The sequence below is a fragment of the Mycolicibacterium vaccae NBRC 14118 = CIP 105934 genome (assembly GCF_001552715.1).
In the GTDB taxonomy this organism is placed as follows: domain Bacteria; phylum Actinomycetota; class Actinomycetes; order Mycobacteriales; family Mycobacteriaceae; genus Mycobacterium; species Mycobacterium vaccae.
The window spans coordinates 1-12,260 of the sequence record NZ_BCRS01000173.1 but is presented as its reverse complement, the minus strand read 5'-3'; the positions used below and the strand labels follow the sequence as shown (position 1 = coordinate 12,260).

Here is a 12,260-nt window from a genome sequence, read left to right as displayed (position 1 = left end):
GCCGGCCCGCCGGCCCGGCGGGGCCGCGGTGCACCACCGGGGGACCGGGGTGCTGATGTCGAGGGCGTCGCACCGGCGCCGCCCGATCACGCCGGCGACCACCGTGCTGTTGGCACTCGTCGCTGCCGGGATCACGCTGTGGCTGGGCCTGGTCGGCCAGTTCGGCGGTCTCGTCGGCGGCGGACCGGAAGTGCCCGGACGCCTCGCGGTGGTGCAGGTGCAGAGCGGTGAATCCCTGCAGCAGGTCGCGCGCCGGGTGGCGCCGGACGCTCCGGTCGCCGACGTCGTGCACCGCATCCGCGAACTGAACAAGCTGGAGACCGCGGCGCTGGACACCGGTCAGACGCTGATCGCGCCGGTCGCCTGAGCGTTTCGTCGAGGACCGGTCCGATGCGGTATGCGCTGACAGGTCCGGCCGTGAGCCGGCCGTGGGTGACGCAGGTACGCTCAAGGGCGATCGAAGCGATCGAACCCCGGAGTGGCGAAGGAGCGGTGATGCACTGTCCGTTCTGCCGGCATCCGGATTCCCGCGTGGTCGATTCCCGGGAGACCGACGAGGGCCAGGCGATCCGCCGGCGCCGGTCCTGCCCCGAATGCGGGCGCCGGTTCACCACGGTGGAGACCGCGGTGCTGGCGGTGGTCAAACGCAGTGGCGTGACCGAGCCGTTCAGTCGGGAGAAGGTCATTCGCGGCGTGCGGCGGTCATGCCAGGGCCGTCAGGTCGACGACGATGCACTCAACCATCTGGCCCAGCAGGTCGAGGATGCGGTCCGGGCCGCCGGATCTCCCGAGGTGGCAAGCCACGACGTCGGATTGGCGATCCTGGGCCCTCTGCGTGAGCTCGACGAGGTCGCCTACCTGCGATTCGCCTCGGTGTATCGCTCGTTCACCTCGGCCGAGGATTTCGAGCGCGAGATCCAGGAGTTGCGGGCTCACCGGGGAGTCTCCGCCCAGGGCTGACGGTCAGTCAGTCGAGTTGGCGACTTCCGTCGTCGACCACCCGTCCGGCCACCTGTACCCAACCTTCGGGGCTCCATGTCGTCGAGATGACCGAGCCCTTGCCCTGCACGATCGTCAGGTCCCGGCTGAGATGCTCGGTAATCCGGACCGCGGCCGCCCCGGTGGCCTCGTCCTCGCGGATGCCCAGGTGCGGTGCGAACATCCGGGACCGGATGGTGCCTGCCGCCTCGTCCAGCCAGGTCCACAGATAATGCTCGGCCCCGTCGGCGTAATCGTCGGGGTCGGCGGCCAAGAGTTCATCGACCGAGTCGACCTCGGCGATCGAGAACGGCGGGGCCCACTGGGCGCGGGCGCTGACCGACGTGAGTTCGCCGGCATAGGTGACCTGCACGATGCCTGCAGGTACCTGCAGCGTCTTGACCGGCATCCCGCGGTCCTTCAGCCACCACGACGCCCCCACTGTCGGGTGGCCGGCGAACGGCATCTCCGCGGTGGGGGTGTAGATGTGGGCTTGGGTGCTGTGCGTTCCCTCGCGGGGGAGGTGGACGAAAACCGTTTCGCTGTAACCCAATTCGGTGGCAATGCGCTGTCGGTCGGTGGCGCTCACCGTGGCGGCGTCGACGACGCCGAGCGGGTTGCCGAACTTTCCGTCCTGGTCGGTGAATACGCGCAACACGGTCACATCGATGGCCATGGCCCGATGCTACGTGTTCGACCACGCCGGCCGGTCAGGTTGCGGAGCGTTCGTCGGCGCCCATCGCGTCCAGCACCGCCACCCGGGTGTCGGCCGGGCCGGACAGTGCGCCTTCATTGAGGCCGGTGCGCAGCAATTCGCGCAGGTAGTCCTGGTCGTAGACCGCGGGTTCGGTCGAGTCGATGAACCTCTCGACGACCTCGACGAAGCGGTCCGGGTCGTCGTGGAACGGGAAGTGGCCCGAGCCCCGGAAGATCTCCAGCCGGGACCCCGGCATGGCGGCGTGGGCCATCTCCGCGTGATCGACCGGGATGACTGCGTCGAGGTCTCCCCAGATCAGTTGCACGGGAACGGATTGCGTCAGATAGCAGCGATCCAGCATGGTCACCACCTGGCCGCGCCAGTCGACCACCGCGCGCAGGGTGCGCGCGAACGCCGACGATGCCGTGGGTTCGGGCAGATCAGCCAGGATGCGGAGCATGTGCGGGATGTCGCGGCCGACGCCGGTGGAGCCTAGGACTGTGCCACCGATGCGCCCGAGCGTCTGCAACGCCGGCAGCACCAACGGGAGGCGCAACAGCGACAGCGCCTCGGTGCCCAGTGGCATCGAGGCGATGCGCAGCGCGATATTGACGTCCTTGGTGACCCCGCCGGCGCCGACCAGGATGAGCCGGTCCACCAATTGCGGGAACTGGTAGGCGAACTGCATGGCCACCCCACCGCCGAGGGAATGGCCGATCACCGTGACACTGTCGATGCCCAGGACGCTGAGCAGGTCCCGCATACCGTTGGCGTAGGCGGCCACCGAGTAGTCGGCCCGCGGCTTGTCCGACTTGCCGTGTCCGAGCAGATCCGGTGCGATCACCGTGAACCGCTGCGCCAACTGGGTCTGCACGGTGGCCCACGTGGTCGAGTTGTCGCCGATGCCGTGGATCAGCAGGATCGCCGGACCCGATCCGGCCACCCGGAACGCCCGCCGGTAGCCGTGGATGGTGCAGTACTTGAGTGTCGGGGTGATCTCGCGCACGGGGCGCAGATGGGGCTTGCGTTCGGTCATGTCGCCCACTCCGTCGTCGGCACGGCCGGCCGCAGGCGGAGCTACCGGCCGTCCCTGGGGTCGTCCCTGTCTTTGCGCTTCTTCTCACCGGCCTGTTCGGCGAGGAACCGCTCGAACTCGGCGCCGAGTTCCTCCCCGCTGGGCAGATCTTCGTCCCGCGCCAGGAGGGACCGGTTCTCCTGAGCAGCGACGAACGCATCGTACTGACGCTCCAGGGCCTCCACCACCTGAGCGACCTCCGTGCTGGCAGCGACCTGTTCGTTGATCTTGTCAAGCACCTCGGCTGAGGCCTGGGTCAGCGTCGCGGTCGGGATCTGCAGCGACCCGTTCCGCGCGACCTCGGAGATCAAGGTCTCGGCTGCGGACGGGTAGTCGGTCTGGGCCAGGTAATGCGGGACGTGCACGGTGAATCCGACGACTTCGTAGCCGTGCTGGGCCATCCGGAACTCCAACAGGCTCGACGCGCTGCCGGGCACCTGGACCTCGGTGACCCACGGCTGGTGCTCGGCGATCAGCTCCTTGTCATTGGAGTGGGCGGTCAGGGTCATCGGCCGGGTGTGCGGCACTGCCATCGGGATCGAACCCAGCCCGATCACCCGGCGCACGCCGAGCCGCTCGGACAACAGCCGCACCGCGGTGATGAACCGCTCCCAGCGCAGGTCGGGTTCGAGCCCGGCGAGCAGCAGGAACGGCGTGCCCACGCTGTCGTGCAGCGCGTACAGATTCAGTTCCGGCTCGTCGTAGTGGGTGAAGTGGTCGGTCTTGAACGTCATCAGCGGCCGGCGTGACCGGTAGTCGAGGAGTTCGTCGATCGCGAAGGACGCCACCAGCTCGGTGTCGAGGGTGTCCTTGAGGTGCTGCACGGACAACCGGATCGCGTGCCCGGCGTCGGAGAACCCCTCCAATGCGTGCACCAGAACGGGACCGCGGCCGTCGGGGGAGGACAGCTGCGGGGACGGGAACTCGAGTTCGTACATGCCGGTCTGCTCCGGCTGGTACTGCTGGCCCTGGTGCTCCTGGCCGGAGTCCTGCTCGTCGTCAGCCATATGTCTCGCCTTCCTCGGTTCGGTACTCACAACTTGATGCGGGCAAACCGTGAACCACAAGTGTCCCGCACGGAAGCCGCGCCGCCACGCGGGGTGGCCCGCCGTCACGCAGATGTTCGAACACGCACACGCCCGTGTGACATTCCGCGACGGTCCCGCAGCGGGCAGGATCGGCGGAATGGGTGCACTCCGGCGCGCGTGCCCGCTGCTGGCGGCGGTGCTGTTGGCGGCGTGCGCGGGTACCGAACCCGCACCGACGGCACCGCCTGTCGCAGAGCTGCCGTCGGTGGAGCCGGTGGCGCCGGACCCCCGCGTCGGCGCGGTGTTCTCCGGCGACGCGGAACGTCACGTGTGCACCGGTGCCGTGCTGGACTCTGTGGCGGCAGATTTGATCCTGACCGCGGCGCACTGCCTGCCCGACGGGGTGGAGGCGGTGTTCGTCCCGGGGTTCGGTGCGGGGCGCACGTCGCGCGACGGCTGGCGGATCGACGCGGTGTTCCTGGACCGCCGCTGGGTGGACGGCAGCGAACCGGCCGCCGACTACGCAATCGCACGGGTGAGCCGGGCCGACGGGCAGCGGCTGCCACCGCCGGTCGGCGGCGGGCTGCGGCTGGGCGCGGCACCGGAGTCGGGCCAGGAGGTCACCGTGGTCGGCTATCCCGCAGGTGTCGGTGGCGGTCCCTCGGCGTGCCGCGCACCGGCAGGCTTTGCGCGGGAAGGATTCCCGACTCTGCATTGTGACGGGGTGGTCGACGGCTTCTCGGGAGCGCCGTGGATCTCCGGGCCGGCGGTGACCGGTCTGATCGGTGGACTCGACGGCGGCGGATGCGCCGAGGAAGTGTCGTTCTCCCCGCCCTTCGACGACGGAATCGCCGCGCTGATGGCGCGTGCGGAGGCCGGCGGGCCCGGGGACGTCGCGCCGGGGACATTCGACGACGGCTGCGCATGACACAGGGTTCATCCCCAGATCCGAATTCATCCACAGTTGAGCCGCGCCCGGACACCTTCGAACGATCGGTGTCGGCGGCGGTTGCGAGGTTGGCCACATGGCCTCAACACCTCACCCGTATCCCTCGCTCGACCGCCCCGGTGCCCTGATCGCGGCACTGCCTGCCGTGCTCGGCTTCGTGCCCGAGAAATCACTGGTCCTGATGACCATCGCCGCCGGCGAGATGGGCGCCGTGCTGCGCGCCGACCTGTCCGATCCGCCCGTTGACCAGTTGTACCGGCTGGCCGAGTTGGCGGCCCTGTCCGGCGCCGACACCGCGGTGGCGGTGATCGTCGACGCCGACGGGGCCAACTGCCCGATGTGCGCCGACGAGCACCGGCAGCTGGCCGAGGAACTCACCCGGGAAATGGACACCCAGGATGTCGAACTGCTCGCCTGCCACGTGGTCGCCGAGATCGCCGCGGGCGCGCGCTGGTACTGCGCCGACGGCTGCGGCAACTCCGGCGTCGTTGAAGATCCGACCGCGTCGCCGACGGCGGTCGCCGCGGTGCTCGACGGCCGCCGGCTCTACCAGCGGCGCGAGGACCTCGTCGCCGTGGTCACCCTCGCGGATCCGGCGCGCACCGCGGCGCTGGCCCGGGCGATCGAGGCTGCGACGGCACCCGCGCCGTCACGGCCGGACGAGCTGGTACGCGGTGACATCGAGCATGCGCTCGCGTGCGCCGGCCGGTTCAAGGACGACGGCGCTCTCGCCGACGAGGACCGGGTCCGGCTGGCGTGGTCGCTGACCGACGACCGGGTGCGCGACACGCTTTACGCGCTGGCCGTCGGGGACGGCGCCGGCGCAGCCGAGGCGCTGTGGGCCGAACTGGCACGCAGCCTGCCCGAGCCGTGGCGGGTCGAGGCGCTGGTGGTTCTTGCGTTCTCGGCCTACGTGCGCGGTGACGGTCCGTTGACCGGCATCGCGCTGGACGAGGCGCTGCGGGCGCAGCCGGCACACCGGATGGCCGGGATGCTGGATCAGGCGTTGCAGTCCGGGATGCGGCCCGAACAGATCAGAGAACTCGCGCAGACCGGATACCGGTTGGCCCGTCGGCTAGGGGTGCAGCTGCCGACTCGGCGGCCGTTCGGGCGCAGAGCGGGTTAGGTCAGACCTTCTCGACCTTGACGGCGTGCGCCATCTCGTGGGGCAGCTCGACCTGCTGGTGTCCCGGGATGACGATGTTGACGCCGCCGTGGTCGTTGACGTCGACGGTCACCCTGGCGTTCGGCACCACGCCGGCTTCCTTGAGACGGGCGATCAGGTCGGCGTCGCCCTGGACGTGCTCGGTCAGCTGCCGCACGACGACAGCCACCGGCATACCCGCGGGCAGCTCGGTCAGCCGAACCAGTGCGAAGCTCTCGTAACTCTCGTCGCCGACACCGAGCTCGGCCAGGCCGGGGATCGGATTGCCGAACGGAGAGGTGGTGGGATTGTTGAGCACCTGCACCAGCCTGCGCTCGACGTCCACGCTCATCACGTGCTCCCAGCGGCAGGCCTCGGCGTGAACTTCTTCCCAGGGCAGGCCGATGACATCGACCAGCAGGCGCTCGGCGAGCCGGTGCTTGCGCATGACGGCGACCGCCAGGGCCCGGCCCTTGTCGGTCAGTTCCAGATGTCGGTCGCCGGCGACGTGCAGCAGCCCGTCGCGTTCCATCCGGGAGACAGTCTGGCTGACGGTCGGGCCGCTCTGATCGAGACGCTCGGCGATGCGCGCGCGCAGCGGGATCACGCCCTCTTCCTCGAGGTCGTAGATCGTGCGCAGGTACATCTCGGTGGTATCAACCAGATCGTTCATCGCAAACCCTCCGTTCGGCCCGAGTCTACCGGCCGGACGAGGAAATACGGCGCTTCCTTGCGGGACGCCGGACACACGAGCGGCTGGGCGCACGCAGAAGGCCCGCCGGGTCTCCGGCGGGCCTTCGCTCGTGGTGGGTCAGTGGGTCAGCTCGCGTAGGACCGCAGGCGGTCGGCGCGCTCGCCGTTGCGCAGCTTGGCCATCACCTCGCGCTCGATCTGGCGGACCCGCTCGCGGGACAGGCCGAACAGCTTGCCGATCTGGTCCAGGGTGCGGGGCTGACCGTCGTCGAGGCCGAACCGCAACCGGATCACCTGCTGTTCGCGCTCGTCCAGGGTGGCGAGCACGTAGCGGATGTCGGTGTGCAGCAGCTCGGAGATGACAGCGTTCTCGGCGGACATCGCCTCGGCGTCCTCGATGAAGTCACCGAGCGGCGCCTCCTCGTCACTGCCGACCGGCATGTCCAGGCTCACCGGGTCGCGGCTGTGCTCCAGCAGGTCGTTGATCTTCTCGACCGGAATGCCCGACTCTTCGGCGAGCTCCTCGTCCGTGGCCTCGCGGCCGAGGTTCTGGTGCATCTCCCGCTTGATCCGGGCCAGCTTGTTGACCTGCTCGACGAGGTGGACGGGCAGCCGGATGGTGCGGCTCTGGTCGGCCATGCCGCGGGTGATCGCCTGACGGATCCACCACGTCGCATAGGTGGAGAACTTGAAGCCCTTCGCGTAATCGAACTTCTCCATCGCGCGGATCAGGCCGAGATTGCCTTCCTGGATCAGGTCGAGCAGCGGCATGCCACGGCCGGTGTAGCGCTTGGCCAGTGACACCACCAGACGCAGGTTCGCTTCGAGCAGATGCCGGCGCGCGGCCTCGCCGTCGCGCACCACGGCGGCCAGATCCCGCTTGCGGTTCTCGCCCAGGCGCTTGCGGGTGTCGAGCAGGTGCTGTGCGTACAGCCCTGCTTCGATCCGCTTGGCCAGTTCCACCTCATCGGCGGCGTTGAGCAACGCGGTCTTGCCGATGCCGTTCAGGTAGACACGCACCAAGTCGGCGGCTGGACTCTGAGCGTCCAGGTCCTGGTCGATGCGGCTGGTGGTGGCATTTGCCATGTCGGCCTCCTGATCGGGTGGGACTTACATGAGCTACAACGTCCCAAGCCCGCAATGAGTTCCCGCGTTGCCTGTGCTTCACACCTTCTGATCTGCGGTTATTGGCCCGTGACCTGAGAATGTGCTGAGAATGGCGAAAGAAAGCGCTCAGCCAGGAAGATCGCCACGCGGATCGTCGGCCTCATGTTGCGGCGCGCCGTGGGGCGTGCCGTCGATTGCCGGGCGCTCGGCGGTGGGGAACAGCGGGATCCGCCGCCCCATGTCGTAACGGCGGGGTTCTTCGGCCTTACGGGGCGGCCGGTCGTTGGCGATGAGAACCGCCATCCACGGCAGCGGGATCGCCACCAGGATGATCGCCAGGGAGATCAGTCCGTTGTGCCAGATGTTGTAGGCGACCGCGGCCAGGATCAGCGACGGGATGCGGAAGGACATCAGCGTGAGGTACTTGCGGACACGCTGGCGATGTTGTTCTTCATAGGCGGGAGCTGCCCGGGTGATCAGGACCGGGCGACCCTCGTCGTCGAAACTCAGCTCCGAGTCACGCACGGGATCACGATGCTCAATCCGGCGTTCATGCCTCCACTGTTCCACATTCGGACCCGCACACACCCATCGCGTTTCTTACCGATCGAAGGCCGGGCAGAATAGGCGTCATGCAGACCGACACCATCGAACGCACCGACGCCGACGAACGCGTCGACGACGGGACAGACGACGACACCCCGAAGTTCTTCCACTACGTCAAGAAGGAAAAGATCGCCGAGAGCGCGGTGATGGGCACCCACGTGGTGGCGCTGTGCGGAGAGGTGTTCCCGGTGACCCGTTCGGCCAAGCCCGGGTCACCGGTGTGCCCCGACTGCAAGCGGATCTACGAGCAGCTCAAGAAGTAGCGACGTCGCCGCCGGCCGCAGGCGGCTCGGCTGCCGGCGCCGGTGTCGGTGCGGGGGGCGGTGACCGCCTGGGGCCTGCGCTGCGTGACTCGGCCTTGGCGCTCAGCCATCCCCGCAGCCGGTTGGCGTGCGTCTCGGGCGCCGGGAACTCCTCTTCGATCGCGGCATTCAGCTCTGCGCCGATCATGATCGCGAAACCGAGGAAGAACGCGAACAACAGGAACGCGATCGGCGTGGCCAGCGCGCCGTAGGTGTAGCCGGTGCTGGTGATCCACGTCAGATAAACCCGCAGCCCCCACGTGGCAATCAGGAACACCAGCGCGGCCAGCACCGATCCCAGAATCAGCCGGTGCGACGGCAGCGGTCTGGGCAGCGACACCCGGTAGAGCATGTTCACCGCCACCGCCAAGGCCAGGAACAGCACCGGGTAGTAGCCCCACTGCAGCACGTGGTCCCAGCTGTCGGGGATGAACTCGGCCACCTTGCGGGGCCCCAGTGCGAGGAAGGGGGCGGTGACGATCGCACCGACCAGCATCACGACATAGAGCCCCAACGCGTAGAACCGTTGCCGCACAGGGTGACGCAACGGCGTCTGGTCATGCGCTTCGGTGATCGAGTCGACGAACGCCGAGATGGCCGACGAGCCTGCCCACAGTGAAATGACGAATCCCAGCGATACCACTTCGCCGCGGGCGCCCTTGACGATGTCTCGCACCGTCGGCTCGATGATCTCTGCAACGACGTTGGGGGAGAAGAACCGTTCGGTCGTGCTGATCAGTTGATCTTGAATCGTCTGCAGGGTGTCCGGGCCGAACAGCGGCGCGATGTAGGCCAGGCTGCCGAGCATGCCGAGCAGCAGCGGCGGCAGTGACAGCGCACACCAGAAAGCAGCCTGTGCCGACTCCGAGAAGATCGAGTCGTCCCAACTTTTTCCGAGCGTCCGGAGCGTGATGCGCCGGATGTGGTGTCGCTGCGGTCTGGCCCGTTCGGGTTTGACCCGTCGTGCGTCGTCCTGCTGTGTGTGCCGCGCATCCGGCCGCTCTGACTGGTCATCCATGACCAGACCAGCATTGCCGATTCGCTGCTACGGCTCCAGCGGGCTCACTTCGAGGACCGCCGCGAGTTCGACCAACTTCGCCTCGTGCTCGTTGGCATGGTGTTGGCAGAACAGCAGTTCGGCACCCGACGGAAGCTTCGCCCGCACACGGGCCGCGGCCCCACAACGGTCGCAGCGGTCAGCCTTGGTCAATCCAGGACTGGTCAGCGTTGCGGTCATGGCACCTCCATAGGGTGGTAGCGACGTAGTTCCACTCTGTCAGACGCTTGGGGTTCCGGCCTTGTTCCCCGGGGGTTTACAGGTGTGTCGTGTCTCACGGGTTCCCGCGTTACTGCGGTGGAAAGGCGGCGCAATGAGCTCACTTTCAGGTCCTGAGGTGCTCGTACATCTGTGCAGCACCGTCGAGTGGGAGCGGTCGCAACGTGCCGGAGTGCACGCGCCCGACTCGCTGGACGCCGTCGGCTTCGTCCACCTGTCGAGCCCGTCGCAGGTGCATCTGCCGGCCAACCGGCTCTACGCCGGGCGGACGGATCTGCTGTTGCTCCGCGTCGATGCGGCACGCCTGACCTCTCCTGTCCACTGGGAGCCGGGGGTCCCGACTGATCCCGATGGCATGGTGTTCCCACATCTGTACGGACCTTTGCCCGTCGGAGCTGTGATTAGTGTCACTTCCTATCTGCCCGGTCCGGACGGCCGGTTCGCGCCGCTGACCTGACCGGCGCGCGACCTTCACGCGAGCACGTACGCGTCGGCCTCGATCTCCACCCGTAGATCCGGCGAGATCAGCGCTGACACCTCGACCATCGTGGTCACCGGGCGGATCTCGCCGAACACCTCGGCATGCACGGCGCCGATGTCGGCCCACGCCGAGATGTCGGTGACGAAGATGCGGGTGCGCACGACGTCGGACAGGCGCGCCCCGACGTCGAGCAGTGCGCGCTCGACGCGCTGCAGCACCTCCCGGGTCTGGGTGGCCGCGTCGGGCCCGGCGGCGGTGGTGCCGGCGACGGCGACGAACGGGCCCGTCCGCACCGCGCGGGAGTAGCCGACGGCAGTCTCGTACGGCGAGTCGGTCGAGACGTTCACACGTGTGGTCACCGTGACAAAGTAAGCCGAAAGTGACAAGGGGCTCGACTCGAGGGTGATCGTGATTCCCTACACTGCTGGCCGTGGGCATCATCTTTGGCTTTGCACCGTGGATCGTCTACTGGGTCCTGGTCGGCAATGTGCCGTTCCGGGCCGCGGTGCTGATCGCGTTCGCCGTCGCGGTGGCCGCCTACGCCGCCGGCCGGCTGACCAGGTCGCCGGGGCGCACACTCGAGACCGGCGCGGTCGCAACGTTTCTGGTGTTGACAGTGCTGGCCCTGACGATGAACCAGTCGTTCCTGGAGCAGTGGCTGCAGCCGCTCGGCAATGCGGGCATCTTCCTGGTCGCGCTCGTCGGGGCGCTCACCGGCAGGCCCTTCATCCGGGACTTCGCGGTGGTGGGTCAGCCCAAGGTGGTCGTCGAGAGTGAGCCGTTCGCCCGGATCACCTCGTTGCTCACCTGGATCTGGGTCGCGGCGTTCGGTGGCATGACGGTGTCGTCGATGATCCCGCCGCTGGTCCGGCATGACGCGACGATCCTGGACACCAGGACGCCGCTGAGCTTCGTCTGCTACTGGGTCGTGCCGTTCACGCTGCTGGGTGTCGCGGCGCTGCTGACGAAGATCCTGCCCGACCGGATGACGCCGCCGGAGGACGAGATCATCCGCAAGACGACGTTCGTCGCCTTCGCCGAGGCCGAGATCGATCAGCTGATCTATCTGGCGACCGAACACGCCAACCGGGAGGCCGGCGCAGGCAAGGAGGCCTACGACGTGCGGATCGGCTCCAAGGGTGTGCCACTGGTCGGCGACGAGACCCGCGAGTCGTGGCCCTCCACCTACAAGGTGCGCGACCGCAAGCGCTGATCTGCGCGACCGTCCCGACCCGCCGGAAGTCTTGCTGACCACACCGTTGATTTGCCATGTTAAATTTCAGCTAATTCACACGGCAAATAGACGGGGGAGATCGCGTGGCGCAGCGACGGGGCGTGGCAGTGGAATCGACGGGCCGGCACAGGGCGCAGCCTGCGCCGGGCGTGGGCCGGTACTGGCTGGCCGTCGGCACCGGCGGTGCCGCGGTCGTCGGCCTGGGCGTGCTCGCGGGTCTGCAGTCGGAGCAGCCCGCCACGTCCCAGCGGGCGGTGCAACTGGCCTCGTTCGATCCCTCGACGATATCGAATTCGACTGTTCCAGAAGAACTCTGGCTGTTCGGGACAGCCGGTTCGGGCAAGCGCGACCGACCGGCCGCCGCAACGTCAGCCGCGGCGGCCGCCCGTCCGATGATCGGGCCGGGCGGCTGGTTGATCGGCGACGGAGTCGACGCGGCCGAGGACTGCCAGGGCAGGGCATGCAACGGAGCCAACGGCGGTCTGCTGTGGGGCGACGGCGGAAACGGTGCACGCGGAGGCAACGGTGGCAACGCCGGATTGTTTGGCGGTAACGGCGGCCGCGGGGGCGACGGGTATCTGGTCGGCCAGGACGGCGGCAACGGCGGGCACGCCGGGATCCTCGCGTCGACGGGCAACGGCGGGGACGGCGGGCACGGCGCCGACGGCGGTCCCGGCATCCGGGGCGGCC

The 12,260-nt window shown here is 68.4% G+C and carries 16 protein-coding genes and 1 pseudogene; 8 read left to right on the top strand and 9 right to left on the bottom strand.

Annotated elements, in window-relative coordinates; all coding sequences use genetic code 11:
* Together MVA01S_RS25050 and nrdR are read left to right on the top strand one after the other, a co-directional pair.
* A partial coding sequence (locus MVA01S_RS25050; protein ID WP_060941734.1) for a LysM peptidoglycan-binding domain-containing protein occupies positions 1-367 on the top strand: 367 nt, incomplete at its 5' end.
* A gap of 128 nt (positions 368-495) precedes the next feature.
* On the top strand, positions 496-960 hold the full coding sequence (gene nrdR / locus MVA01S_RS25045; RefSeq protein WP_003933658.1) for a transcriptional regulator NrdR: 465 nt from the start codon (positions 496-498) through the stop codon (positions 958-960).
* Between the two features lie 7 nt (positions 961-967).
* Here the strand turns inward: nrdR and MVA01S_RS25040 are convergent, their stop codons facing one another.
* The 3 genes from MVA01S_RS25040 to MVA01S_RS25030 are packed head-to-tail and all read right to left on the bottom strand — an operon-like array spanning position 968 to position 3,757.
* Positions 968-1,654: a PhzF family protein gene (locus MVA01S_RS25040; protein ID WP_003933659.1), complete on the bottom strand. Its 687-nt coding sequence runs from the start codon at positions 1,652-1,654 to the stop codon at positions 968-970.
* A gap of 34 nt (positions 1,655-1,688) precedes the next feature.
* Complete coding sequence (locus MVA01S_RS25035; RefSeq protein ID WP_003933660.1) at positions 1,689-2,711, bottom strand: alpha/beta fold hydrolase; 1,023 nt, start codon at positions 2,709-2,711, stop codon at positions 1,689-1,691.
* Positions 2,712-2,752: 41 nt separating this feature from the next.
* Positions 2,753-3,757: a proteasome assembly chaperone family protein gene (locus tag MVA01S_RS25030; RefSeq protein ID WP_003933661.1), complete on the bottom strand. Its 1,005-nt coding sequence runs from the start codon at positions 3,755-3,757 to the stop codon at positions 2,753-2,755.
* 178 nt (positions 3,758-3,935) lie between these two features.
* On the opposite strand from MVA01S_RS25030, the gene MVA01S_RS25025 reads away from it, so the two are divergent.
* Positions 3,936-4,706 (top strand): trypsin-like serine peptidase, encoded by a 771-nt coding sequence (locus MVA01S_RS25025; RefSeq protein WP_040543132.1) that lies wholly within the window; start codon positions 3,936-3,938, stop codon positions 4,704-4,706.
* 97 nt (positions 4,707-4,803) lie between these two features.
* On the top strand, positions 4,804-5,853 hold the full coding sequence (locus tag MVA01S_RS25020) for a DUF4192 domain-containing protein (protein WP_003933663.1): 1,050 nt from the start codon (positions 4,804-4,806) through the stop codon (positions 5,851-5,853).
* 1 nt (position 5,854) lies between these two features.
* On the opposite strand, the gene MVA01S_RS25015 is transcribed toward MVA01S_RS25020, so the two are convergent.
* The 3 genes from MVA01S_RS25015 to MVA01S_RS25005 all read right to left on the bottom strand — a co-directional run bounded on the left by MVA01S_RS25015 (position 5,855) and on the right by MVA01S_RS25005 (position 8,196).
* Positions 5,855-6,544, bottom strand: a complete 690-nt coding sequence (locus MVA01S_RS25015; RefSeq protein ID WP_003933664.1) for an iron-dependent transcriptional repressor DtxR — start codon at positions 6,542-6,544, stop codon at positions 5,855-5,857.
* A 146-nt stretch (positions 6,545-6,690) separates the two neighbouring features.
* Positions 6,691-7,650 carry a sigma-70 family RNA polymerase sigma factor SigB gene (gene sigB, locus MVA01S_RS25010; RefSeq protein WP_003933665.1) on the bottom strand — a complete coding sequence of 320 codons (960 nt, stop codon included), beginning with the start codon at positions 7,648-7,650 and terminating at the stop codon, positions 6,691-6,693.
* Positions 7,651-7,797: 147 nt separating this feature from the next.
* The gene (locus MVA01S_RS25005) at positions 7,798-8,196 is read right to left on the bottom strand and encodes a DUF3099 domain-containing protein (RefSeq protein ID WP_003933666.1); all 399 of its coding nucleotides are present in this window, start codon (positions 8,194-8,196) and stop codon (positions 7,798-7,800) included.
* A gap of 107 nt (positions 8,197-8,303) precedes the next feature.
* Between MVA01S_RS25005 and MVA01S_RS25000 the strand changes: the two genes are divergently transcribed.
* On the top strand, positions 8,304-8,540 hold the full coding sequence (locus tag MVA01S_RS25000) for a DUF3039 domain-containing protein (RefSeq protein ID WP_003933667.1): 237 nt from the start codon (positions 8,304-8,306) through the stop codon (positions 8,538-8,540).
* Here the strand turns inward: MVA01S_RS25000 and MVA01S_RS24995 are convergent.
* A complete protein-coding gene (locus MVA01S_RS24995; protein ID WP_003933668.1) occupies positions 8,530-9,597 on the bottom strand; it encodes a YihY/virulence factor BrkB family protein in 1,068 nt (355 codons plus the stop codon). The two genes, MVA01S_RS25000 and MVA01S_RS24995, sit on opposite strands and share 11 nt — an antisense overlap.
* A gap of 27 nt (positions 9,598-9,624) precedes the next feature.
* Positions 9,625-9,816, bottom strand: coding sequence for a DUF7455 domain-containing protein (locus MVA01S_RS24990; protein ID WP_003933669.1), 192 nt, complete (start codon positions 9,814-9,816; stop codon positions 9,625-9,627).
* A 133-nt stretch (positions 9,817-9,949) separates the two neighbouring features.
* On the opposite strand from MVA01S_RS24990, the gene MVA01S_RS24985 reads away from it, so the two are divergent.
* Complete coding sequence (locus MVA01S_RS24985; protein WP_051015396.1) at positions 9,950-10,312, top strand: DUF952 domain-containing protein; 363 nt, start codon at positions 9,950-9,952, stop codon at positions 10,310-10,312.
* Positions 10,313-10,326: 14 nt separating this feature from the next.
* On the opposite strand, the gene MVA01S_RS24980 is transcribed toward MVA01S_RS24985, so the two are convergent.
* The gene (locus tag MVA01S_RS24980) at positions 10,327-10,695 is read right to left on the bottom strand and encodes a RidA family protein (protein WP_040543111.1); all 369 of its coding nucleotides are present in this window, start codon (positions 10,693-10,695) and stop codon (positions 10,327-10,329) included.
* Positions 10,696-10,766: 71 nt separating this feature from the next.
* Between MVA01S_RS24980 and MVA01S_RS24975 the strand changes: the two genes are divergently transcribed.
* Positions 10,767-11,549 carry a hypothetical protein gene (locus tag MVA01S_RS24975; RefSeq protein WP_003933672.1) on the top strand — a complete coding sequence of 261 codons (783 nt, stop codon included), beginning with the start codon at positions 10,767-10,769 and terminating at the stop codon, positions 11,547-11,549.
* Positions 11,550-11,653: 104 nt separating this feature from the next.
* Positions 11,654-12,260 (top strand): annotated as a pseudogene (locus MVA01S_RS32160) (hypothetical protein); the annotation flags it as partial.

What these genes read in the sequence shown, in the direction of transcription:
- MVA01S_RS25040 (WP_003933659.1), bottom strand. Translation starts at nt 1,654, where the DNA reads ATGGCCATCGATGTGACCGTGTTGCGCGTATTCACCGACCAGGACGGA.
- MVA01S_RS25015 (WP_003933664.1), bottom strand. Translation starts at nt 6,544, where the DNA reads ATGAACGATCTGGTTGATACCACCGAGATGTACCTGCGCACGATCTAC.
- MVA01S_RS24990 (WP_003933669.1), bottom strand. Translation starts at nt 9,816, where the DNA reads ATGACCGCAACGCTGACCAGTCCTGGATTGACCAAGGCTGACCGCTGC.
- MVA01S_RS25000 (WP_003933667.1), top strand. Translation starts at nt 8,304, where the DNA reads ATGCAGACCGACACCATCGAACGCACCGACGCCGACGAACGCGTCGAC.
- MVA01S_RS25030 (WP_003933661.1), bottom strand. Translation starts at nt 3,757, where the DNA reads ATGGCTGACGACGAGCAGGACTCCGGCCAGGAGCACCAGGGCCAGCAG.
- sigB (WP_003933665.1), bottom strand. Translation starts at nt 7,650, where the DNA reads ATGGCAAATGCCACCACCAGCCGCATCGACCAGGACCTGGACGCTCAG.
- MVA01S_RS24985 (WP_051015396.1), top strand. Translation starts at nt 9,950, where the DNA reads ATGAGCTCACTTTCAGGTCCTGAGGTGCTCGTACATCTGTGCAGCACC.
- nrdR (WP_003933658.1), top strand. Translation starts at nt 496, where the DNA reads ATGCACTGTCCGTTCTGCCGGCATCCGGATTCCCGCGTGGTCGATTCC.
- MVA01S_RS25020 (WP_003933663.1), top strand. Translation starts at nt 4,804, where the DNA reads ATGGCCTCAACACCTCACCCGTATCCCTCGCTCGACCGCCCCGGTGCC.
- MVA01S_RS24995 (WP_003933668.1), bottom strand. Translation starts at nt 9,597, where the DNA reads ATGGATGACCAGTCAGAGCGGCCGGATGCGCGGCACACACAGCAGGAC.
- MVA01S_RS25035 (WP_003933660.1), bottom strand. Translation starts at nt 2,711, where the DNA reads ATGACCGAACGCAAGCCCCATCTGCGCCCCGTGCGCGAGATCACCCCG.
- MVA01S_RS25025 (WP_040543132.1), top strand. Translation starts at nt 3,936, where the DNA reads ATGGGTGCACTCCGGCGCGCGTGCCCGCTGCTGGCGGCGGTGCTGTTG.